The sequence below is a fragment of the Streptomyces sp. NPDC054770 genome (genome assembly GCF_053611985.1).
The window spans coordinates 27,344-48,118 of sequence record NZ_JBSHBL010000006.1 but is presented as its reverse complement, the minus strand read 5'-3'; the positions used below and the strand labels follow the sequence as shown (position 1 = coordinate 48,118).

The 20,775-nt window shown below is 72.1% G+C and carries 20 protein-coding genes and 1 pseudogene; 9 read left to right on the top strand and 12 right to left on the bottom strand.

Going from position 1 to position 20,775, the window contains the following annotated elements; translation table 11 throughout:
* Positions 1-47 precede the first annotated feature (47 nt).
* Both yaaA and ACWGKQ_RS08130 read left to right on the top strand, forming a co-directional pair.
* Positions 48-830 (top strand): peroxide stress protein YaaA, encoded by a 783-nt coding sequence (gene yaaA, locus ACWGKQ_RS08135; protein WP_453291048.1) that lies wholly within the window; start codon positions 48-50, stop codon positions 828-830.
* Between the two features lie 99 nt (positions 831-929).
* Positions 930-1,598, top strand: coding sequence for a bifunctional 4-hydroxy-2-oxoglutarate aldolase/2-dehydro-3-deoxy-phosphogluconate aldolase (locus tag ACWGKQ_RS08130; protein WP_453291047.1), 669 nt, complete (start codon positions 930-932; stop codon positions 1,596-1,598).
* Here ACWGKQ_RS08130 and ACWGKQ_RS08125 read toward each other — a convergent pair.
* From ACWGKQ_RS08125 to ACWGKQ_RS08115, 3 genes are read right to left on the bottom strand one after another with little or no spacing between them, the layout of a single operon-like run.
* A complete protein-coding gene (locus ACWGKQ_RS08125) occupies positions 1,570-2,823 on the bottom strand; it encodes a bifunctional RNase H/acid phosphatase (RefSeq protein ID WP_453291046.1) in 1,254 nt (417 codons plus the stop codon). The genes ACWGKQ_RS08130 and ACWGKQ_RS08125 overlap by 29 nt on opposite strands.
* A 19-nt stretch (positions 2,824-2,842) precedes the next feature.
* Positions 2,843-3,586 carry a zinc ribbon domain-containing protein gene (locus ACWGKQ_RS08120; RefSeq protein ID WP_453291201.1) on the bottom strand — a complete coding sequence of 248 codons (744 nt, stop codon included), beginning with the start codon at positions 3,584-3,586 and terminating at the stop codon, positions 2,843-2,845.
* On the bottom strand, positions 3,583-4,422 hold the full coding sequence (locus ACWGKQ_RS08115; protein ID WP_453291045.1) for a Nif3-like dinuclear metal center hexameric protein: 840 nt from the start codon (positions 4,420-4,422) through the stop codon (positions 3,583-3,585). The genes ACWGKQ_RS08120 and ACWGKQ_RS08115 overlap by 4 nt, the downstream gene beginning before the upstream one ends.
* 187 nt (positions 4,423-4,609) lie before the next feature.
* Between ACWGKQ_RS08115 and ACWGKQ_RS08110 the strand changes: the two genes are divergently transcribed.
* Together ACWGKQ_RS08110 and ACWGKQ_RS08105 are read left to right on the top strand one after the other, a co-directional pair.
* Positions 4,610-5,824 (top strand): hypothetical protein, encoded by a 1,215-nt coding sequence (locus ACWGKQ_RS08110; RefSeq protein ID WP_453291044.1) that lies wholly within the window; start codon positions 4,610-4,612, stop codon positions 5,822-5,824.
* Positions 5,825-5,919: 95 nt separating this feature from the next.
* Positions 5,920-6,072: a hypothetical protein gene (locus tag ACWGKQ_RS08105; RefSeq protein ID WP_453291043.1), complete on the top strand. Its 153-nt coding sequence runs from the start codon at positions 5,920-5,922 to the stop codon at positions 6,070-6,072.
* A 229-nt stretch (positions 6,073-6,301) separates the two neighbouring features.
* Here ACWGKQ_RS08105 and ACWGKQ_RS08100 read toward each other — a convergent pair.
* Positions 6,302-6,511 (bottom strand): annotated as a pseudogene (locus tag ACWGKQ_RS08100) (hypothetical protein); the annotation flags it as partial.
* Positions 6,512-6,896: 385 nt separating this feature from the next.
* Between ACWGKQ_RS08100 and ACWGKQ_RS08095 the strand changes: the two are divergent.
* The gene (locus ACWGKQ_RS08095) at positions 6,897-7,931 is read left to right on the top strand and encodes a serine hydrolase domain-containing protein (protein WP_453291042.1); all 1,035 of its coding nucleotides are present in this window, start codon (positions 6,897-6,899) and stop codon (positions 7,929-7,931) included.
* Between the two features lie 234 nt (positions 7,932-8,165).
* Here ACWGKQ_RS08095 and ACWGKQ_RS08090 read toward each other — a convergent pair whose 3' ends face one another.
* The 4 genes from ACWGKQ_RS08090 to ACWGKQ_RS08075 all read right to left on the bottom strand — a co-directional run bounded on the left by ACWGKQ_RS08090 (position 8,166) and on the right by ACWGKQ_RS08075 (position 12,206).
* On the bottom strand, positions 8,166-9,122 hold the full coding sequence (locus tag ACWGKQ_RS08090; RefSeq protein ID WP_453291200.1) for a S66 peptidase family protein: 957 nt from the start codon (positions 9,120-9,122) through the stop codon (positions 8,166-8,168).
* Between the two features lie 155 nt (positions 9,123-9,277).
* Positions 9,278-10,228, bottom strand: a complete 951-nt coding sequence (locus ACWGKQ_RS08085) for a 3-oxoacyl-ACP reductase (protein WP_453291041.1) — start codon at positions 10,226-10,228, stop codon at positions 9,278-9,280.
* 14 nt (positions 10,229-10,242) lie between these two features.
* A complete protein-coding gene (locus tag ACWGKQ_RS08080) occupies positions 10,243-11,319 on the bottom strand; it encodes a Zn-dependent alcohol dehydrogenase (RefSeq protein WP_453291040.1) in 1,077 nt (358 codons plus the stop codon).
* A gap of 29 nt (positions 11,320-11,348) precedes the next feature.
* Entirely contained in the window at positions 11,349-12,206 is an 858-nt protein-coding gene (locus ACWGKQ_RS08075; RefSeq protein ID WP_453291039.1) for a MaoC/PaaZ C-terminal domain-containing protein, read from the bottom strand.
* A gap of 242 nt (positions 12,207-12,448) precedes the next feature.
* Here ACWGKQ_RS08075 and ACWGKQ_RS08070 point away from each other — a divergent pair, with 242 nt between their 5' ends.
* From ACWGKQ_RS08070 to ACWGKQ_RS08060, 3 genes are read left to right on the top strand one after another with little or no spacing between them, the layout of a single operon-like run.
* Positions 12,449-13,384, top strand: a complete 936-nt coding sequence (locus ACWGKQ_RS08070) for an ABC transporter ATP-binding protein (protein WP_453291038.1) — start codon at positions 12,449-12,451, stop codon at positions 13,382-13,384.
* The gene (locus tag ACWGKQ_RS08065) at positions 13,384-14,100 is read left to right on the top strand and encodes an ABC transporter permease (RefSeq protein WP_453291037.1); all 717 of its coding nucleotides are present in this window, start codon (positions 13,384-13,386) and stop codon (positions 14,098-14,100) included. The genes ACWGKQ_RS08070 and ACWGKQ_RS08065 overlap by 1 nt, the downstream gene beginning before the upstream one ends.
* 15 nt (positions 14,101-14,115) lie before the next feature.
* Positions 14,116-15,402, top strand: a complete 1,287-nt coding sequence (locus ACWGKQ_RS08060) for a sensor histidine kinase (RefSeq protein WP_453291036.1) — start codon at positions 14,116-14,118, stop codon at positions 15,400-15,402.
* On the opposite strand, the gene ACWGKQ_RS08055 is transcribed toward ACWGKQ_RS08060, so the two are convergent.
* Positions 15,380-16,951 carry an alpha-L-arabinofuranosidase B gene (locus ACWGKQ_RS08055; protein ID WP_453291035.1) on the bottom strand — a complete coding sequence of 524 codons (1,572 nt, stop codon included), beginning with the start codon at positions 16,949-16,951 and terminating at the stop codon, positions 15,380-15,382. The two genes, ACWGKQ_RS08060 and ACWGKQ_RS08055, sit on opposite strands and share 23 nt — an antisense overlap.
* Positions 16,952-17,213: 262 nt before the next feature.
* Here ACWGKQ_RS08055 and ACWGKQ_RS08050 point away from each other — a divergent pair, with 262 nt between their 5' ends.
* Positions 17,214-17,846, top strand: a complete 633-nt coding sequence (locus ACWGKQ_RS08050; protein WP_453291199.1) for a response regulator — start codon at positions 17,214-17,216, stop codon at positions 17,844-17,846.
* Between the two features lie 25 nt (positions 17,847-17,871).
* Here ACWGKQ_RS08050 and ACWGKQ_RS08045 read toward each other — a convergent pair whose 3' ends face one another.
* The 3 genes from ACWGKQ_RS08045 to ACWGKQ_RS08035 all read right to left on the bottom strand — a co-directional run bounded on the left by ACWGKQ_RS08045 (position 17,872) and on the right by ACWGKQ_RS08035 (position 20,730).
* Positions 17,872-18,687, bottom strand: coding sequence for a hypothetical protein (locus ACWGKQ_RS08045; protein ID WP_453291034.1), 816 nt, complete (start codon positions 18,685-18,687; stop codon positions 17,872-17,874).
* A complete protein-coding gene (locus tag ACWGKQ_RS08040; protein WP_453291033.1) occupies positions 18,687-19,226 on the bottom strand; it encodes a SigE family RNA polymerase sigma factor in 540 nt (179 codons plus the stop codon). The genes ACWGKQ_RS08045 and ACWGKQ_RS08040 overlap by 1 nt, the downstream gene beginning before the upstream one ends.
* 73 nt (positions 19,227-19,299) lie before the next feature.
* Positions 19,300-20,730, bottom strand: a complete 1,431-nt coding sequence (locus tag ACWGKQ_RS08035; RefSeq protein WP_453291032.1) for an MFS transporter — start codon at positions 20,728-20,730, stop codon at positions 19,300-19,302.
* Positions 20,731-20,775: the final 45 nt, after the last annotated feature.

Below are 20,775 nucleotides of genomic sequence, written 5' to 3'. Positions count from 1 at the left end.
CCGGTCGTGAACGTCGATGGTGAAGTCGTCGGTGAAGAGGAGTACCTGTGCTGGTCCTGCTGCCGCCCTCGGAGGGCAAGGCGTCCTCGGGGCGCGGTGCCCCGCTGAAGCCGGAGTCGCTGTCCCTGCCGGGGCTCGCGGCGGCGCGCGAGGCCGTGCTCGCCGAACTGGTCGACCTGTGCTCCGGTGACGAGGAGAAGGCCCGCGAGGTGCTCGGGCTGAGCGAGGGACTGCGCGGCGAGGTCGCCAAGAACACGGCGCTGCGGACGGCGGGCGCGCGGCCGGCCGGGGAGATCTACACGGGGGTGCTGTACGACGCCCTCGGCCTGGCCTCCCTGGACGCGGCCGCGAAGAAGCGGGCCGCGCGGTCGCTGCTGGTCTTCTCGGGGCTGTGGGGCGCGGTCCGGGTGACGGACCGGATCCCGTCGTACCGCTGCTCGATGGGTGTGAAGCTGCCGGGGCTGGGTGCGCTGGGTGCGCACTGGCGGGGGCCGATGGCCGAGGTGCTGCCGGCGGCGGCCGGGACGGGGCTGGTGCTGGATCTGCGGTCGGCGGCGTACGCGGCGGCGTGGAAGCCGAAGGGTGAGGTGGCCTCGCGGACGGCGACCGTGCGGGTGCTGCACGCGCCGACGCGGAAGGTGGTCAGCCACTTCAACAAGGCGACGAAGGGGCGGATCGTACGGAGTCTGCTGACCGCCGGGACCGCGCCGGGCGGTCCGGGCGAACTGGTGGAGGCGTTGCGGGAGCTGGGGTACGAGGTGGAGGTGGCGGCGCCCGCGAAGGCGGGGCAGGCGTGGTCGCTGGACGTGCTGGTGACAGAGGTGCACTGAGGCCTCGCACTGAGGCCGCGCACTGAGGCCGCACCGTACGGCGTTGCAGCATACGCAATGGCCTTTGCGTGCTCTGCATCGCCTCGGCAGGATGGCGCCATGCCCACCTCGCTGCTGGACCTCGCGCCCGTCGTGCCCGTCGTCGTCATCGAGGACGCCGCCGATGCCGTGCCGCTGGCGCGGGCGCTGGTGGCGGGCGGGCTGCCCGTCATCGAGGTGACCCTGCGGACGCCGGCCGCGCTCGACGCCGTCCGGGCCGTCGCCGGTGCGGTGCCGGAGGCGGTGGTCGGTGCGGGGACCGTGCTGACGCCGGATCAGGTGACGGAGTGCGTGGCGGCCGGGGCGCGGTTCCTGGTCAGCCCGGGGTGGACGGACGGGCTGCTGGCGGCGATGGCCGCGTCCGGGGTGCCGTACCTGCCGGGGGTGTCCACCGCCTCGGAGGTGGTGGCGCTGCTCGAACGCGGGGTGCGGGAGATGAAGTTCTTCCCGGCGCAGGCGGCGGGCGGCACGGCGTATCTGAGGTCGCTCGCCGGTCCGCTGCCGCAGGCCCGTTTCTGCCCGACGGGAGGGATCGGGCCGGACAACGCGCCGGAGTACCTCGCCCTCCCCAACGTCGGCTGCGTCGGCGGTACCTGGATGGTCCCGGCGGACGCCGTCGCCGCCGGGGACTGGGCCCGGGTCCGGGAGCTGGCCCGGGCGGCGGCGGGGCTCGGGTCCGGGCGATCCGGGCGGCCCGGAGTCAGGGACGCAGGTGGGACGTGTCGTTGAAGAGCCGTACGCTCGCGTTGCCGTCCGCGTAGTACGCCACCGCGGACAGCGAGGCCGCCGACAGTTCCATGCGGAACAGGGACTGGAGCGGGGCGCCGAGGGCGAGTTGCACGAACGTCTTGATGGGCGTGACGTGGGTGACGAGCAGGACCGTGCGGCCCGCGTAGGCCGCGATCAGCTTGTCGCGGGTGGCGGCGATCCGGGTGGCCGTCTCGGCGAAGCTCTCGCCGCCGCCGGTGGGGTGGGCCGACGGGTCGGCCAGCCAGGTGGTCAGGTCGTCGGGGTAGCGCTCGCGGACCTCGCCGAAGGTGAGGCCCTCCCAGGCGCCGAAGTGCGTCTCCTTGATGCCCTCCTCGATCGTGACGTCGAGGCCGAGGCGCTCGGCGACGGCCGCGGCGGTCTGCCGGGTGCGGGTGAGGGGGGAGGCGAGGATCGTCTCGATCGTGCCGCGGCGGGCGAGGGCGTCGGCGGCGCGCTGCGCCTGCTCCAGGCCGACGGGAGACAGTTCCGGATTGGTGCCGCCGCTGCCGGAGAAGCGTTTCTGGGGGGTGAGGGGGGTTTCGCCGTGGCGGAGCAGCACGAAAGTGGCGGGGGCGCCGAGGTCGGGGGCCGAACTCCAGCCGGGGCTCGCTACGGTACGGGCGGCGCGGGTGTCGGCGGGGGTGGTGTCGGTGGTCGTCGCAGTGCCGGCCGGTGGGGGCTGGTCGCGCCCACGCGGCGGAGCCGCACATGTCTCAGCCCCGCGCCCCTTACGGGGCGCTGTGGCGCGGGCGTCGAATTCCGCAGTAGACGCCGAAGCCGACCACTGCTCGCCCCGCTTGCCCGCGTCCATCGCCTCGTTCGCCAATCTGTCCGCGTGTTTGTTGCTCTCGCGTGGGATCCACTCGTACGTCACCTGCGTCGCCGGGAACACCCGGGCCGCCTCCGCCGCGAGGGGCTTCATGTCGGGGTGTTTGATCTTCCAGCGGCCGGACATCTGCTCGATGACCAGCTTGGAGTCCATGCGGACGTGGACCGTGGCGGTCGGGTCCAGGGCGTGGGCCGCGCGCAGGCCCGCCAGCAGGCCGCGGTACTCGGCGACGTTGTTGGTGACGACGCCGAGGTACTCGGCCGCCTCCGTCAGCGTCTCGCCGGTCGCCGCGTCGACGACCACCGCGCCGTAGCCGGCCGGTCCCGGGTTGCCCCGGGATCCGCCGTCCGCCTCGACGATGAACTCCCTTGCCACGTACGCCCCTTAAGTGTTCCTACAGACCCGACTCGGAGGTGCGCACCAGGATGCGGCGGCAGTTCTCGCAGCGCACCACGGTGTCCGGTGCGGCCGAGCGGATCTCGCTCAGCTCGGTGATGGCGAGCTCCTGGCGGCAGCCCTGGCAGGTGCGGGCGTACAGCTTGGCCGCGCCGATGCCGCCCTGCTGCTCGCGCAGCTTGTCGTAGAGCTTGAGGAGGTCCGCCGGGACCGAGGCCGCGATGACCTCGCGCTCCTTGGTCACCGTCGCCACCTCGGCGTCGATCCCCTCGGACGCGGCGTCCCGGCGGGCGGTGGCCTCGTCGATCCGGCCCTGGACCGCGCCGACCCGCTCGGTCAGCTCGGCGACCCGCTCCTGCACGGACTCGCGGCGCTCCATGACCTCCAGGACGACGTCCTCCAGATCGCCCTGGCGCTTGGCGAGGGAGACGATCTCCTTCTGGAGGTTCTCCAGGTCCTTCGGGGAGGTGACCGCGCCGGAGTCCAGGCGCTGCTGGTCGCGGGCGGCGCGCTGGCGCACCTGGTCCACGTCCTGCTCGGCCTTGGTCTGCTCGCGGGCGGTGTCGCTCTCCTCGGTCTGCGCGGCCACGAGCAGGTCGCGCAGCTGGGTGAGGTCCTTGGTCAGCGACTCGATCTCGGCGTGCTCGGGCAGCGACCTGCGCCGGTGCGCCAGCTGCTGGAGACGCACGTCCAGGGCCTGGACGTCGAGGAGTCGGATCTGGTCGGCGGGCGCGGCGTTCAGTTGGGGGCTCCAAGGGACGGTGAGTGGCTGGTCCAGGGGTCGGTGACCGTCCTGGAGACGTGCACGCGCAGGTCCCAGCCGTGGCGGTCGGAGATTTCGTCGAGCTGGGTGGCGGCCAGCTCGCACCAGGGCCATTCGGTGGCCCAGTGCGCCGCGTCGAGCAGCGCGAGGGGGCTGTGGGCGACCGCTTCCGACGCCGGGTGGTGGCGCAGGTCGGCGGTGAGGAAGGCGTCCGCCCCGGCGGCGCGTACGACGTCGAAGAGGCTGTCGCCGGAGCCGCCGCTGACGGCGACCGTGCGGACGAGGGCCTCGGGGTCGCCGGCGACGCGGATGCCCTGTGCGGTGGCGGGGAGGCGGGCGGCGGCCCGCTCGGCGAGCTCGCGGACGGTCACCGGGTGGTCCAGCTCGCAGACCCGGCCGAGGCCCCGGCGGCCCTCCGGGTCGGTCGGGTCCGGGACCAGGGGTCGTACGACGCGCAGGTCCAGGGCGCCGGCGAGGGCGTCGGAGACGCCCGGGTCGGCGGTGTCGGCGTTGGTGTGGGCGACGTGCAGCGCGATGTCGTTCTTGATCAGGGTGTGCACGGCCCGACCCTTGAAGTGGGAGGCCGCGACCGTCGTCGTACCGCGCAGGTAGAGGGGGTGGTGGGTGACGAGCAGGTCGGCGCCGAGCTTCACCGCCTCGTCGACGATGTCCTGGACCGGGTCGACGGCGAAGAGGACGCGCGTGACCTCCTGGCCGGGGTCGCCCACGACCGTACCGACCGCGTCCCAGGACTCGGCCCGCTCGGCGGGCCACAGGTTGTCCAGCGCGGCGATGACTTCTGACAGACGGGGCACGGGGAAAGGCTACCTGCCTGTTCCGCGGGGCCGTACCTGCTCGCCCACGGGAGGCGACGCGCAGCACACCCGTCCCCGTTTCCTCAGGCGAATCGCCGGGCGTGCACCCGTATGTGTGAAGCCATGGGTAGCCGGTCCCCCGCCTGTGCGTACGAAAACTAGCTTCGTGGCCGGAGGTGACCGAACGATGACGGCCTGTGCGATCGAGCCCCCGTCCGCGGACGAGGACGACAGCGCGCCGGGGGCGGGCTGCACCATCACGGTGGACGGGGCGTACGCGGCCCGGCTGGCCCAGCGGGAAGGTTCCTGGTACCCCGAGCGGTGGACGCTGGACGGCCCCGAGCCGTACGCCGTTCCGCTCCCCGGCAACCAGCCGGAGGAGCCGGGCACGGAGGTGCAGCCGATGGGGGACGGGCGGGTGCTCATCCGCCGGCTGGTGGACGGGCGGCACCACTTCGCCCTGCTCTATCCGACCGGGCCGGGCACCGGCGAGCTGCCGCTGGGTGCGGTGGAGTGCCCGGACGAGGGCACGTCGCTATGGCTGCTGCCGCCGGCGCCGGGGGGTGCGCGGGCGTACGCGCTCGCCGTGGGGCCGCGCTCCTCCACCGTCTGGCTGGTGGCGGGCGGCGCCTTCGGGCCGGAACAGCTCGCGATGGTGCCGGGGCGCTGCTCGGGCGGGGTCTGGCTGGACCGGGCCGGGCGGATGCTGGCCCTGGACCGGGAGCTGGGCGGTCGGACCAAGGCGGTCGTGGTCGATCTGGAGCGGGGCGGCGAGGTGTCGCCGCTGCTCCAGATCGCGGCGGACAGCGACGACCGGCTGCTGCTCGCCGACCCGGACAGCGGGCTGATCCTGGTCGGCTCGGACGCGCCCAGCCCCGGGCAGGAACGGTTGGGCTGGGGTGTCCTCGGCAGCACGCTGCCGGTGCGCTTCCCGGAGAGCCTGCGGGTGCCGGAGTGCCCGGACTGCGTGGTGACACCGTTCGCCGTCCAGCCGGAGCAGGTGCTGGTGCCGGAGAGCTGCGGGGTGGCGCTGCGGATCGAGGGTCCGCTCGGCAGCTGGGTGGGGGCCTGGCGGCCCAGAGCGCGCAGGATGTGTCATCTCCCGCCGCCCGAGGGGTGGTTGACGGGCGCCGGGGTGTGGACGCAGAACGGGGTGCTGCGGCTGCCGTACGCCACGGGGGAGGTCCCGTGCGGCGTGGCGGCGGTCGCGGTGCCCTGGGGGGAGACGGGGGAGTACGGGGGGCCGGGGGACGCGGGCCTGGGGGATCCGGTTCATGACGGCGCGGCTGCCGGGGCGTCGGGTACGCCCGGGAAGCCGGCGGAACCGGATCCTCCGGGGCCTGTCGTGGCCCGTCCGGTGCCCTTGCAACAGGCGCCGCTGGCCCGGCTTGTAACGAACTAGCACCGGTCGGCGTGCCCGCCTGGAAGCGCCCCGTGGTGGGCCCGATAAACTCACCGCGCTGTAGAAAGATCATGTTGACGGGGTGAATTCTTCCGATGAGCGACGCCAGCACGTCCCAGCCGCTGTCCGCCGACCTTCAGGAAACGGACGGCCACGGCAAGCACCGCGGTCACGTCTCGGGGCAGGACAGCGAGACGGCCCCCAGCGGCCGGCACCGCAAGCCGGAGCCGGCCGAGACGGTGGCCTGACGGGGTACGCGGGGAGGAGGGGCCCATCAGGTGACTGGTGGGCCCCTTTTCTGTGCCGTCACGGAAGGAGCCGGCACGGTCGCGGCAGACGATCTGCACCTCGATGTGATGCGCGCGGCCACGCGGCGAAGGAAGAACCACTCTTTCTGCCGCCACCCCGACCTTCGGAAGGAGAAGGTCGGCGGGGCGAACCACATCCCCACGGAGACCAGTTCATCTGAGACACGGAGACGCCTGGATGTCCGGCGCGCCGGTGCGTATCGGCGATCACTCGCCCAACGGCATGATGCAACGTCACTTCGTCCCTGCCGTTGGGCCACCAGGGCACGGCGTTGCGTGATTCATCGGCGGTGGCCCACATATCCGCGTTTGGCCCAGCACCGTCATCGAGCCAGGGCAGCGGCTGGCCACCGCTCGTTCCGCGGACTCCGCCCAGGAAAACATGATCGAGTAAACGATATTCATCTTTTTCACCCGGCCTCCGACTATTCTCCGAAGGATTGCCCAGGGCTGTGCACGGCCCGCCGGGCGGAATCCGGTGTTCTCCTTCCCGTCCGCCGATCGTGCCCGACGGCCTTCCCGGATTCTCGAAGGAGCATGAATTGCGAGTGAATGTGCGTGTTCGACGGCGCCCGCAACTGACGGGGTTACGCGCAGTAGCAATGGTTGCGGTGTCCGCAGCCCTCGTCGTGCCCCTCGCTGCGGCCCCGTCGAGTGCGAACACCGTCCGCGAGAGTGCGGCGGTCCGACAGGACGGCACTGCGCAGACACGCGCTCACCTGCGGGAGCTGGCGCGGAAGTTGGTGGAGGAAGGAGTGCCCGGGGTGACCGTGCGGGTGGACGACGGTCACGGCAGGCCCATCGAGATCTCCGAGCAGGCCGCCTGGACGAAGAAGGACCATCGGCTCAGGGCGGACGACGAGGTGCGAGAAGCGTCCAACACCAAGACGGTGATGGCCACCCTCGTCCTGCAACTGGTCACCGAGCACAGACTCGCCCTCACCGACCCGGTCGACAAGTGGCTGCCCGGCCAGGTGCGCAACGGCAGAGCGATCACCCTGCGCATGCTGCTCAACCACACCAGTGGGTTGTTCGACTACACCGACGACCCCGCTCTCGCACCGGCCCTCACCGGCCAGGACCCCCACGTATGGACGTCGACGGAAATCCTGAGCCTGGTGAGCGGACACCCGGCACTGTTCGAGCCCGGCACCGAGTGGTCGTACAGCAACACCAACTACATCGCGATCGGCGCCGTCCTGGAGAAGGCCACCGGCAAGAGCCTCGCGGCGCTGGTGCGGGACCGGATCGCCGGACCCCTGGGGCTCCGGCACACCTTCTACGCCACCGGCTCCGCCTGGCACGACCGGCACGCGCACGGCTACGAACCTGACGCCGCCCACATGCCACCGGACGTCCCCGACGAGTTCAGGAACTACGCCGGACCGCAGCACGACGACCACGTGGACGTCACCGGCGACTACGTCACGGCCGACGGAGCGGATGCCGCGATCGTGTCCACCGCCGGTGACTGGTCCCGTTTCTACGGCGCGCTGATGTCGGGCCGCCTGCTGCCCGCCGCCCAACTGGCCGAGATGCGCACCACCGTGCCGGAGATCGGGCCGGGGGACCCGGACGAGCTCGGCTACGGGCTCGGCATCGAGACGGCGAAGACCGGCTGTGGCACGGTCTGGGACCACGTCGGCATCGTCCCGGGCTACGCGACCTACAACGTCACCGACTCCACCGGCCGTCGCACGGCCGCCTTCTTCTTCGCCACGTCCACTCTTCTCACCAAGCAGGCGCACCAGACCGGCGCGGCCCTGATGGACGCGGTCAACTGCGCCATCTTCGACTGACCAGCGCGTTTCCGGGGGAGCCGCCTCCGGATCACGATCTGAAACGCCTGACTGAGCGGTTTTAGGCCGCTCCCCTACCGCACCCGCCGGCCCTGAAGTCCCGCCGCCTGCGGTGAACCAGAACCGGGACGCCCACAGACAGCGGTGGACCCGGAGCCGATGGGTTCCCGGCGACCGCACAGCGTCCGGCACCGTTGTTGCCCGGCCTTGCCGACCGGGCAAGGCAGTCGGCGGTCAGGCGACGGCCGGCTGCACGGTCAGGGTTCCGGCGGCTGTGTCGATCGTGGCCTGAGTGCCGAGCGGGATGGTCGGAGGGTGCGGGCCGTGTCCGGCAGGGAGTCCGCCGAGGACTGGAACATCCAGGCGGGTCAGCCGGTCGCGCAGGACGTCGGCGATGCCCCAGCCTCCCAGGGCCGGGTCATCGGCATCCTGGTCGAAGCCGGTGAACTGGCCGAGCGCGACCCCGTGCAACCCGTCCAGAGCCCCGCTACGGGTCAGTTGGGTCAGCGCGCGGTCGACCTCCCCCAACCCCGTTCCTCTCTTGTGCTCGAGAAAGAGGATCGCTCCCTTGAGGCTCGGCAGACCGGCGCCGGCCTCGGTGCGCATCGCGTCCAGGTTGCCGCCGACCAGGACACCGATCGCGGTGCCCTCGACGGTGACGGCCGCACTGGCCTGGTCGGTGTCCCGGTGGATGACGACGGGATCCGTGGTCATCAGCGCGCGGCGAACGGCGTCGGCCGATGAGGGCCCGCACCAGTCGTCGCTCGCGTTGGGGAAGGGGCCGTGCAGGCAGGCCAAGCGGCATCGAGTCCACAGGGCGAGGTGGAGGTGGGTGATGTCGCTGAAGCCGACCACCGGTTTCGGGTCACGGCGCAGCGCGTCGGTATCGAGGTCGTCGACGATGCGGTAGGTGCCCTTGCCGCCCATGGCGGCGAACACAGCGCGGACTCCCGGGTCGCCGAACGCGGAGTTCAGGTCGAAGGCGCGATCCTCATCCCGACCGGCCATGTACCCCCATTGGTCGAAGACGTGCTCACCCACCTCGGCCCGAAGCCCCCATGACGTCAGTACCTCAACGCCACGGGCGACATGCTCGCGGCTGGGCGGACAGGCCGGAGCGACGATCCGCACCCGGTCCCCTGGCCGTAACCGCGGCGGTCTCAAGGTCCGGAGACTGTCGAAGGCGTCCATGCCGTTGATCTTCCTGCACTCACCGAACCCGAGCTGATCCCTGCGCATGAATCACGCCGCGTCACGAAGTCGGGCAATCGAGAGCGGGCTGTGCAACGCGGACCAGCGGATCTGCGTATGGGTCGGGGAGAGGTTCTTCGACGGATACGGATACCTCACCGCCGTTTCAGCCCCAGCACCTCCGCCGCCGCGAACGTCTCCCCCGTCGGCCGGCCCGCATAGTGCGGGGTGAGCAGGGCGTCGAGTTCGGCGTGGTCGAAGGTGTCCTGCTTGCTGTCGAACTTGGCCTGGACTCGCGGTCGTTCGACGATCGCGACCATGCCGCCGTGCACGACGAGCAGTTGTCCGTTGATCCGTTCGGCGGCGGGTGCGGCGAGGTAGCCGACGAGCGGGGCGACGTGTTCGGGGGCCAGGGGGTCGAGGCCCTCGGTGGGCTGCTCGAAGCCGGCGAAGACGTCCTCGGTCATCCGGGTGCGGGCGCGCGGGCAGATCACGTTGGCGGTCACGCCGTACTTGGCGAGGGCGAGGGCGGTGGAGGTGGTCAGGCCGACGATGCCGCCTTTCGCCGCCGCGTAGTTGGGCTGGCCCGCGGAGCCGGCGAGGAAGGCCTCGGAGGAGGTGTTGACGATGCGGCCGTAGACCTTCTGGCCCCCCGCCGCCTTCGACCGGTCCCGCCAGTGCGCGGCCGCGAAGTGGGTGGTGTTGAAGTGGCCCTTGAGGTGGACCCTGATCACCGAGTCCCACTCGTCCTCGGTCATGGAGAAGACCATGCGGTCGCGGAGGATGCCCGCGTTGTTGACGAGGATGTCCAGCTTTCCGTAATGGGCTGTCGCCAGTGCGAGAAGGTCTCGCGCCTGCGCGAAGTCCGCGACGTCCCCGGTGTGGGCGACCGCGCGGCCGCCGGCCGCGCGGATCTCCTCGGCGACCTGCTCGGCGGGGGCCGCGGAGGCCGCCCCCGAGCCGTCCCGGCCGGGCTGTCCGAAGTCGTTGACGACGACGGCCGCGCCCAGCCGGGCCAGTTCGAGCGCCTCGGCCCGGCCGAGCCCGCGGCCGGCGCCGGTGACGATCGCGCTGAGCCCGTCGAGTGGCCTCTGCGGCATCGACATACGGCGGCTCCTCCTCAGATCTCTATGCAGGTGCGCAGGGCGGTGCCGGTGCGCATCTGGTCCAGCGCCTCGTTGATGTCGGCCAGCGGCACCCGGTGGGTGATCAGTCCCTCCAGGTCGATCCGGCCGGCCCGCCACAGGGCGATCGTGCGCTCGTAGGAGCGGACCACGTCCCCGCCGCCGTACATGGACGGCAGGATCCGCTTCTCGTCGAAGAACAGCTCGAACATGTTGAGCTGGAGGTAGTCGTCCATGGCGCCCGCGCCGACGACCACGAGGGTGCCGCCGCGCCGGGTGTTCTCGTACGCGGTCCGGGCGGTGGCGGACTTGCCGACGACCTCGAAGACGTAGTCGAAGCCCTCGCCGGCGGTGACCTCCTGCTTGGCGCCGGGCAGTTCGTCGGGCGAGACCGCCCGGGTCGCCCCGAACCTGAGCGCCGACTCGCGCCGCGACTCGACCGGGTCGACGGCGACGATCTCGGCCGCGCCCTTGAGCCGCGCCCCCTGGATCGCCGAGATGCCGACGCCTCCGCAGCCGATGACGGCGACCGACGAACCGGCCTCCACGTCGGCCGTGTTGAGGGCGGCGCCGAGCCCGGTGGTGACCCCGCAGCCGATCAGCGCGGCGATGTCGAAGGGCACGTCGTCCGGGATCGGCACCGCGCACCCGGCGTCGACCACGACCTCCTCGGTGAAGGTGCCGGTGCCCGCGAAGCCGAAGACATCCCCGCCGGGGCGCCGGAAGTTGGGGGTGCCGGCGTTCATGAACCCGGCCAGGCACAGCTCGGTCTGCCCGCGCCTGCACGCGGGACACGCGCCGCAGGCCGGGAGCCAGCAGACCACCACCCGGTCGCCGGGCTTCACCCGGGTGACGCCCTCCCCCACCGCCAGGACCTCGCCCGCGCCCTCGTGGCCCGGTACGAACGGCCCCGGCTGCGGCAGTACCCCGTTCATCGCCGACAGGTCCGAGTGGCACAGCCCCGTGGCGCGTACCCGGATGCGCACCCTGCCGGGCCCGAATCCCACCGCCTCGACGTCGTCGAGGACGTCCAGCTTGTCCTGGCCGATCTCGTGCAGTACGGCTGCGCGCATGGTGCGGCTCCCCTCAACTGCTTACTGGATCAAAGGTGTTCGACGATCGTGTCGGCGAGGACCGGTGCGTCCTCCCGCTCCACCGCGCTGACGGCGACCCGGACCTGCCCGTCGCCCCGCCACATGCGGATCCGCAGCGTCTCCCCCGGGTACACCACGCCCGCGAACCGCGTCCCGTACGACCGCACCCGGCTCACGTCCCCGCCGAGCAGCGTGTCCACGACCGCCTTGAGCGTGATCCCGTAGGTGCACAGCCCGTGCAGGATGGGCCGGTCGAAGCCGGCGCGCTTGGCGAAGTCGGGGTCGGCGTGCAGCGGGTTGTAGTCGCCGGAGAGGCGGTAGAGCAGGGCCTGGTCCTCGCGGACCGCGCGCTCGACGGTCCGGTCGGGCCCGCCCGCGGGTGGGTCGAGTCGGGTCGAGGGGCCGCGGTCGCCGCCCCAGCCGCCCTCCCCGCGTACGAAGATCTGTGCGTCGTTGGTCCACAGCGGTCCTTCGGCGTCCGCGACGTCGGTGCGCATGACGAGGACGGCCGCCTTGCCCTTGTCGTACACGGCGGCGATGCGGCCCGTGGCGGTGGCGGTGCCCGCGGCCGGGATGGGGCGGTGGATCTCCAGCCGCTGGCCGCCGTGCAGCACCTTGGCGAGGTCGACGTCGATGCCGGGCATGGACAGTCCGCTGATCACCCCGGGCGATCCGGCGCCCGCGACGGTGGCGAAGCTGGGCAGGACGTGCAGCCGGGTCTCCAGGGTGTAGCGCAGTTCGTCGGGGTCGGTGGCGGGGCGGCCCGCGCCGATGCCGAGGTGGTAGAGCTGGACGTCCCGGCGCTCCCAGCGGATCTCCCCGGACCGGGGTTCGGCGGCGAGGGCCTTGGCTGCGTCGATGGGCATACGGCTCCTGAGGTGTCTCAAGACCTCGGCACGGCCGTCCGCACCGTCGGCCGCACCGAGGTCGTCCACGGGTGGGTCTAGAACGCGTTCCAGTCCGGCGCCCTCTGTATAGCCCAGCACCCCTGACTTGTGAAGGCTCCTGACGGCGTGTCAGTTCGCGTGGCACCCGGGACATTTGTCCTGCCGGAGTCCGTACATGCGCATCTGCCGGACGGGCGGGCCGGATTCGTAGCGTCGTACCCATGACGCAGACGCATAGTGCCGCCGTGTCCTTCGCGGGAGCGGTCAAGAGCTTCGGTGCCGTACGTGCCGTGGACGGCGTCGACCTGACCGTGACGCCCGGCGAGACGGTCGCCCTGCTCGGCCGCAACGGCGCGGGCAAGTCGACGACGATCTCGCTGCTGCTCGGCCTCATCGAGCCCGACGAGGGCACGGTCCGGCTCTTCGGGGCGCCGCCCGAGCGGTCGGTGCGGGCGGGCCGGGTCGGCGCGATGCTCCAGGAGGCACGGACCGTGCCCAGGGTCACGGTGCGGGAGCTGGTCGGCTTCGTCGCCGGGCGCCATCCGGAGCCGCTGCCGGTCGCGCGGGCCCTGGCCCTGGCCGGGATCGCCGAACTGGCGGACCGGCGCGTGGACCGGCTGTCCGGCGGCCAGGCCCAGCGGGTCCGGTTCGCCGTGGCCCTCGCCGGGAACCCCGCGCTGCTGGTGCTGGACGAGCCGACCGCCGCGCTGGACGTGGAGGCCCGGCACGCGTTCTGGGCGTCCATGCGGAGCTTCGCGCGCCGCGGCCACACGGTGCTGTTCTCCACGCACCACCTGGAGGAGGCCGACCGGTACGCCGACCGCATCCTCGTCATCGACCGCGGCCGGATCGTCGCGGACGGCACCGGCGAGCAGCTCAAGCGCTCGGTCGGCGGCGGCCTGGTCGCCGTCGACCTCGCCGGCCGTGCGACGGACGGCCTGGAGCGGCTGGCGGGGGTGCGCTCGCTGGAGGTCCGCGGCGACCGGGTCCGGCTGCGCACCGACGACCCGGACGCCACGGTGCTCGCACTCGCCGCGCTCGGCGCGATACGCGGCCTGGAGGTGGCCCCGGCCTCGCTGGACGACGCGTTCCTGGCGCTGACGGCGCACGAGCCGGAGCCGGCGCCCCTCACCTCATCCGTGACGGAGGCCGTGTGATGCTGGACTATCTGCGCCTTGAGGTGCGCCGTACCCTGCGGGACGCCGGGTTCGTCATAGGCGGGATCGCGATGCCCGTGCTCATGTACCTGCTGTTCACCAATCTCGGTGCGGACGACGGCAGCTGGAAGACCGGGGCGATGGTCGGGATGGCCGGGTACGGGGCGGTCGGCTCCGCGCTGAACACCGGGGGCGGCGTCGCCGAGGACCGGGCGATCGGATGGCTGCGGCAGCTGCGGGTGACGCCGATGACGTCGCGCCAGGTCGTCGTCGGCCGGGCCCTGACCGGTTCGGTGACGGTGCTGCCGGCGATCGTGGCGGTGCTCGCGGCGGGCGGTCTGCTCAACGGCGTACGGCTGGCCGCCTGGCAGTGGGCGGCGATCGCGGTGCTGCTGTGGCTGGGCTCGGTGCCGTTCACCCTGCTGGGCCTCGGCAACGGCTACCGGCTGACCGGGCAGACCACCGGCGTGGCGAACATGGCCTGCAACCTCGGCCTCGCGGTGCTCGGCGGGCTGTGGTTCCCGGTCGCCCTGTTCCCCGCCTGGCTGCGCTCGGTGTCGGCGTACACGCCCACCTACCGCTTCGCCCAGCTCGGCACCTCGGTGGCGGAGGGCCGCGCACCCGCGTTCGGGGCGGTCGCGGTGCTGGTCTTCTGGCTGCTGGTGTTCGGTTCGTACGCTGTGCTGTCGTACCGCCGGTCCGGACGGACCGGCTGACCGGGGGAGCGAGAGATGTACTGGATGCGAGGAGTGCGCAGCGGGCTGCGCGCGTGGCGGGCGGGACAGGAGCAGTGGAGGGCGGACATGCGGGCCTTCCGGGCCGCGCAGAAGGAGGCGCGCCGGACCGGCGGCGCGGTGCCCGAGCCGCCGGGTCCGCCTCCGACCGCCTTCTCCCTGCTGCCCTGGCTGCTGATGGGGCTGGGCGCGTTCTCCAACCTGTTCCAGGGCAAGACCCCGAATCCGTGGGTCGGCGGCCTGGGGCTGCTCGCCTTCAACTCCCTCTACATCTACGTGGCGGTCCGCGCCTTCGTGAAGGAGAAGCGGCAGGAGCCCTCGACGCGGGTGGCGCTGGTCGCGATGGCCGCGATCACCTGCGGACTCGGCGGCGCCTACGGCGGCAACTGGCTGCTGTTCTTCCCGCTCCTCGGCCTGGCGACGGGCGCGTCGCTGCGGGGCGAGCACCTGCGCTGGGCCGGCGTGGCCGTCGCCGTGCTCGCCGGTGCGGTCTCCGCCGCCCACGAGGGCTGGACCGGCCTGAACATCGCGTACGCCACCTGGATCTCGACCATGGTGACAGCGGCGATCCTCGGGCTCTCCGAGGCCGTACGGGAACTGCGCGCCGCCCGTGAGCAGCTGGCGCACCAGGCCGTGGAGAAGGAGCGGCTGCGGTTCTCCCGCGATCTGCACGACCTGCTCGGCCACACCATGTCCGTGATCGTGGTGAAGTCGGAGGCGGCCCGGCGGCTGGCGCCGCGGGACATGGACGCGGCGCTCGCCCAGATCACCGACATCGAGTCGGTGGGCCGGCAGGCGCTCACCGAGATCCGCGAGGCCGTCACCGGCTACCGCGAGGGCAGCCTCGGCACCGAACTGGACCGGGCCCGCTCGGTGCTGGACGCGGCCGGGGTGGAACCGGTGGTCGGCCGCTCGGGCGCCCCGCTCGCCCCGCAGACCGAGGCGCTGCTGGGCTGGGTGGTGCGGGAGGCGGTCACCAATGTCGTACGGCACTCCGGCGCGAGCCGCTGCGAGATCACGGTCGACGGCAACGCCGAACGGGTCCGCCTCACCGTCGCCGACAACGGCACCGGCACCGGCACCGGTGCCGCCGACGACGGGCCCTGCCCGGAGGGCGTCGGCGGCACCGGCCTGAAGGGGCTGACCGAGCGCCTCGCGGCGGCGGGCGGCTCCCTCAGGGCCGGCCCGGCGCCGCGCGGCGGCTTCACGGTCACCGCGGAGCTCCCCACCGAGGCGCTGGAGCTGCTGACCTCGGTGGCCGCTACGGAGCCCAGGGGGTGCTGACGGCCCAGCTCACGTCGTCGGTCCACGAGGTGGCGCTGTCCCAGGCGTTGGAGCCGCCGTCGCTCGCTATGTAGAGGTTGTAGTTGTAGTGGCGGAGGAACTTCGTCGGGTAGTTGTACGAGGCGAAGGACGTGCCCGTGCCGCTCTTGCCGGTCGTCGGACAGAAGGTGGCGTCCTGCCGGTACGTGGTGGTGCCGTCCATGGGCTGCCGGTAGATCTTGAAGTTGTAGTGTCGCAGGTAGTCGCCGGGGTAGTTGCGCGACTCGAAGGAGACGCAGGAGCTGTCGGCGAGGCCGGGGCGGACGATCCAGGTGGCGTCGCTCCTGTCCAGGGCGGAGCTGCTGGAGGTGATGGCGGACAGCACGCCGGCGTTGTTCTGGTGGCGGACGTAGTCGGCGGTGCAGCAGGACGTGGTGGCCTGGAGGGAGATCTCCGAGGCGGAGTTGAGGGTGCCGGTGGAGCCGGTCGCGCCGCCGTAGCCGACGGAGACGATGTCGGACTGCACGGCGTTGTCGGCGGCGTCGGTCGGGATGCCGGAGGTCATCACGCCCTCGAAGAACGAGCCGATGGAGCCGTTGCTGTTGTCGCCGCCGGTGCCGAGGACGATCGCGCCCTCCTGGTGCATCGGCGAGTAACCGCTGCTGGTGCTGGGCTCACTGCCGGAATACGTGGTGGTGAGACCGCCGGATTGCGCGTTTCCCCATTTCAGTGCGAAATGGTCCTGGCCGTTGTTCTTCAGCAAAGCGGTGACGAACGGTATCGCGCCGGTGCCCGTGTTGGACGAGTTGGTGCTGTAGCCGAGGTTGGACTCGAACAGCCCGTTCTCCAGGTCCGCCTGCACCCAGGGGCCGGAGCCGTAGCAGGGCGCGAACCAGCACTCGGTGCCGAAGTTGATGGCGTCCATGTGGCCGTTGCCGGTGTCCTTGTTGTTGGTCTCGGCGTTGCCGTAGTCGAAGCAGCAGCTGCCGTTCACATGGGTGCCGGAGGTGACCATGTACATCCCCTCGGCGGCGCCGTTGGTGGCGACTCCCGAGGTGGCGTCGTTGCGGTAGCCCATGCCGGCCGAGATCTCCAGGCCGTAGACCTGGTGCCCGCCGACGGTCACCGGCAGCGCGTCCGCCGGGGCGCCGACATCGGCCGCACCGGCCCCGCCCGCGCCCTCGACGGTGAGGTCGTTGTGCTTGCTGGACTGGTCGTAGATCCTGGTGATGATGCAGGTCGTACCGGCGCAGAAGGAGTTCTGCGCGGCCGCGTTGGCGTAGCCGCCGGTGGCCAGCAGGCCGATGTTGGCCGTGGCGCCGTCGGAGGCGCGCTGCACCTGGTAGAGGGAGCCGCTGTACGACGAGTACAGCGCCCGGACCATGCTGTGCGCGGCGACGCACGGGGTGCCGGCGGCGGCGTAGACGTCACAGGGCAGCGAACTCGCGGCGGACGCCTCGGGGGCGCCGGCCCCGACGACGAGCGCGGCGACGGTCGCGAACGCCGCGAGCGCGGACAGGACGGCTCTCCTGACGCGCGGCGGACAGGAGCGCAGGGCTCGTACAGGCACTGAGAACACGGTGCACCTCTTCTTGGTTCCTCGTAGGGCGGTGCGGGTTCTTGCCGTCCGGTATCCCGAACATCGTTCGATCGAAATGCCGAACCTATTCAGCTGTCGAAATGCCGACCGTTCGCCGACCATTCAGGGAATTGCAGAGGCGATTGTTTGAGCACGGTCAACAGCCGTCAACCCCTGCGGACCGGAACAATGGCTACTCTTTAATTGCCGGGCCCCGGGCTACGCTTGGGCTGTGTACGAGCCTGCGAACGAGATGCCCCGGGACCACCGGCCGGCCAAGTCCATCAGGGTGCTGCTCGCCGAGGACCAGGGCATGATGCGCGGGGCCCTCGCCTTACTGCTCGGGATGGAGCCGGACATCGAGGTGGTCGCCCAGGTCGGGACAGGCGACGCGATCACGGACGCCGCGCTGGCGCACCGGCCCGACGTGGCGCTCCTCGACATCGAACTGCCGGGCCGCAGCGGCCTGGACGCGGCGGCGGAGCTGCGCGAGCAGGCACCGGACTGCCGGGTGCTGATCCTCACCACCTTCGGCCGGCCCGGCTATCTGCGCCGGGCGATGGAGGCCGGGGCGGCCGGGTTCCTCGTCAAGGACGGGCCCGTGGAGGAACTGGCCCAGGCGATCCGGCGGGTGCTCACCGGGGAGACCGTGGTCGACCCGGCGCTCGCCACCGCCGCGCTCAGCGCCGGGCCGAACCCGCTCACCGCCCGCGAGTGCGATGTGCTGAAGGCGTCGGTGGACGGCGCGACCGTCGCCGACATCGCGGCGAAGCTGCACCTGTCGGAGTCGACGGTCCGCAACTACCTCTCCGCCGCGATCGGCAAGACCGGCACCCGCAACCGCGCGGAGGCGGTACGGGAGGCCCGGCAGCAGGGCTGGCTCTGACCTCCCGGCGAGTTGGCCGAAGGGGTTACTTCGTCACCTCCGCCGACTGGTAGACCGTGCCCTGCGGGGCCACGCAGACGAACCAGTTCGCCGTCGGGAAGCCGTCGACCGTACGGATCGCGTTGCCGTCGTCGTGTGCCGAGAAGCCCACGGCGGGGCGGGCCACGCTGGTCCGCCCGTCCTTCCAGTCGCAGGTGACCTCCTGGGCGGTCTTGGCGACCATGCCGATCACCAGCCGCTCCGAGCTCGCGGGGTCGGACGAGAACCGGGTCGCGATGGACTCCAGGTCCGTGCCGGCGTAGGACTCCAGTGTGCGGACGGTGTTGAACATGAGCGGCTGGACATGCTCCTCACCCCAGACCCGGGTCGCGAAGAACGAGATCTTGCCGATCAGATCGGCGGGCTTGCGGACATCCGCCGGCTTCAGGCCCAGTTCGGTCATGCGGTCGAACTGCCGGGCGGCCTCGCTCTCGTTGCGCGGAGCTCCCCACACCTGGACGTCGGCGCTCCACTCCTTGCCCCGGTAGGTCCCCCGGGACAGCTCGGTCCGCTGCGGCTCGTAGACGTGCCGTGCCTCGGGAGATGCCGGGTGTGCCGCAACCTGCGCCCGGTGCTCCCCGGGCAGCCCGGCGAGGGCCAGCGTGGCTCCCGTGGCCCCCGCCAGCACCACCGCCGTGGCCGCCGCCACCGCCCAGCGCCGGGCCCGGCGGCGCCGGCCGCCGCGCATCACCGCCTGTACGGGGGCTATACCGATCTCGGCCCCGTCCGCGGCGTCCGCGAGGAGGAGGGCGATGTCCGACTCCGTCTGTGTCATGTCGTGGTTCTCCCGGTCCGCGCTCATCAGCTACGCCCTCCCTGCGTCACCATGTCGGCCAGTCCCGGTATGGCACGGAGCTTCGCGATCCCCTTGGCCGCGTTGCTCTTGACCGTGCCGGCCGAGCAGCCCATCGCCTGTGCCGCCTGGGTCTCCGTGAGGTCCTCCCAGTAGCGCAGCACCACCGCCTCCCGCTGCCGTGGCGGCAGTTGGGCCAGTGCCTTGAGCAGGGCGCCGCGGTCGTCGGCCTGGGCGATCCGGTCCCCCGTGTCCGGCACCTCGCGCACCAGGCCCGAGTCGTCCTTCGGCGCGAGGAACTCCTTGAGTTTCCTTCTGTGCCTGCGCGCGTGCGCGTTGATCATCACGCGCCGTACGTACGCCTCCGGATCGTCCGCCGAGCCGACCTTCCGCCAGGCCACGAAGACCTGTTCGAGCGTCGACTGGACCAGGTCCTCGGCGGCGTGCTGCTCCCCCGTGAGGAGAAATGCCGTACGCATCAGCCGCGGCCAGCGGCCGACCATGAAGCTCTGGAACTCCTCGTTCCGAGCGTCCTTCCGCTCCCCCATGGGCACCTCCTAGATGTAAAAAGGAGTCCACGAGCCGCCCGGACCGTTGCCTGCCTCGGCAGAATTTTCCGCGCTACTTCGCGGAGGCCTTCCGGCGCGGCAGCCACAGCAGCATCAGCACCGCCCCGGCCAGCAGCACCCCGGCGCTGGTGCGGAAGGCGGCGGCGTACCCCTCCGTCAGCGCGGCCGCCCCGCTGCTCCCGTCCGTCCGGGACGCCGCGATCGTCGACATCACCGCGAGGCCCAGCGAACCGCCCATCGTGCGCGAGGTGTTGACCAGCCCCGAGAGCAGCCCGGCCTCCGTCGGCGCCGCCCCGGACGTGGCCAGCGCGGCCAGCGGGGTCGCGGCCAGGCCCGCGCCGAGCATCATCAGGATCCCGGGGAACATGATGGCCGTGGCATAGGCGCCGTGCGGGCCCATCGTCGACTGCCAGGCGAACCCGGACACCGCGACCAGCGTGCCGGTCACCGCCACCGTCCGCGTCCCCGCCCGCCGCATCAACCGGGGCGCCGTCTTGGAGCCGACGAGCACCGCGACCGAGCTGGGCACCAGGGCGAGACCGGCCTCCAGCGGGGTGTAGCCGAGGACGTTCTGGGCGTAGAGCGTCATGAAGTACCACATGCAGAACATCGCCGAACCGGACACCAGCATGGCCGCGTTGGCCGATGCCACCGGCCGCCGGGCCAGCAGTCCGAGCGGCATCAGCGGGGCCGCCGTACGCGCCTCGACGTACAGGAACAGAGCGAGCAGCGCGAGCCCGGCGGCGAGCGGGAGCAGGGTCCGGGCCGCCGTCCAGCCGGCCGCCTCGGTCTGCGAGATGCCGTACGCCAGGGTCCCGAGGCCCGCCGTCACCAGCAGGGCGCCGGGCAGGTCGAGCCGCCGTCCGTCCCCGGCCCGGCTCTCCGTGAGCCACAGCACGGACCCGGCGAGGACCAGCGCGCCCACCGGCACGTTGATCAGCAGCACCCAGCGCCACGACAGGACGTCCACCAGTACGCCGCCGACCAGCCCGCCGGCCGCGCCGCCGCCGGCGCCGACCGCCGTCCAGGTGGCGATCGCCCGCGCCCGGGCCGGCCCCTCCGGCACGGCCGCCGTGAGCAAAGTCAGCGTCGAGGGCGCGAGGACCGCCGCGCCCAGCCCCTGCACGGCGCGGGCGAGCAGCAGCTGCCAGCCGTCCTGGGCGAGCCCGCCGCCGAGCGAGGCCAGCGTGAACAGGCCGAGCCCGACCAGGAACATCCGCTTGCGGCCGTACAGGTCGCCGGCCCGCCCGCCGAGCAGCATGAACCCGGCGAAGGCGATGGCGTACGCGTTCACCACCCACTGCAGCCCGGAGGCGCTCAGGTCCAGGTCGGCGCGCATCGACGGGAGCGCCACGTTCACCACGGACACGTCGAGCACGACCAGGAACTGCCCGGCACACGCCAGCGACACCACCAGCCAGGTGGGGGACGCGGTGCGGCGGGATATGAGCGGGGTGTCCGGGGCTTCCAACATGGGTGTCATGCTCTCAAGCCCGTTACGGCCCTTGCATCGGCTTTTCGTCCCACC

Coding starts and splice junctions, on each gene's coding strand:
- ACWGKQ_RS08105 (WP_453291043.1), top strand. CDS start 5,920: ATGAGCGACGCCAGCACGTCCCAGCCGCTGTCCGCCGACCTTCAGGAA.
- ACWGKQ_RS08070 (WP_453291038.1), top strand. CDS start 12,449: ATGACGCAGACGCATAGTGCCGCCGTGTCCTTCGCGGGAGCGGTCAAG.
- ACWGKQ_RS08040 (WP_453291033.1), bottom strand. CDS start 19,226: ATGGGGGAGCGGAAGGACGCTCGGAACGAGGAGTTCCAGAGCTTCATG.
- ACWGKQ_RS08045 (WP_453291034.1), bottom strand. CDS start 18,687: ATGAGCGCGGACCGGGAGAACCACGACATGACACAGACGGAGTCGGAC.
- ACWGKQ_RS08130 (WP_453291047.1), top strand. CDS start 930: ATGCCCACCTCGCTGCTGGACCTCGCGCCCGTCGTGCCCGTCGTCGTC.
- ACWGKQ_RS08075 (WP_453291039.1), bottom strand. CDS start 12,206: ATGCCCATCGACGCAGCCAAGGCCCTCGCCGCCGAACCCCGGTCCGGG.
- ACWGKQ_RS08035 (WP_453291032.1), bottom strand. CDS start 20,730: ATGACACCCATGTTGGAAGCCCCGGACACCCCGCTCATATCCCGCCGC.
- ACWGKQ_RS08090 (WP_453291200.1), bottom strand. CDS start 9,122: ATGGACGCCTTCGACAGTCTCCGGACCTTGAGACCGCCGCGGTTACGG.
- ACWGKQ_RS08050 (WP_453291199.1), top strand. CDS start 17,214: ATGCCCCGGGACCACCGGCCGGCCAAGTCCATCAGGGTGCTGCTCGCC.
- ACWGKQ_RS08065 (WP_453291037.1), top strand. CDS start 13,384: ATGCTGGACTATCTGCGCCTTGAGGTGCGCCGTACCCTGCGGGACGCC.
- ACWGKQ_RS08060 (WP_453291036.1), top strand. CDS start 14,116: ATGTACTGGATGCGAGGAGTGCGCAGCGGGCTGCGCGCGTGGCGGGCG.
- ACWGKQ_RS08085 (WP_453291041.1), bottom strand. CDS start 10,228: ATGTCGATGCCGCAGAGGCCACTCGACGGGCTCAGCGCGATCGTCACC.
- ACWGKQ_RS08110 (WP_453291044.1), top strand. CDS start 4,610: ATGACGGCCTGTGCGATCGAGCCCCCGTCCGCGGACGAGGACGACAGC.
- ACWGKQ_RS08080 (WP_453291040.1), bottom strand. CDS start 11,319: ATGCGCGCAGCCGTACTGCACGAGATCGGCCAGGACAAGCTGGACGTC.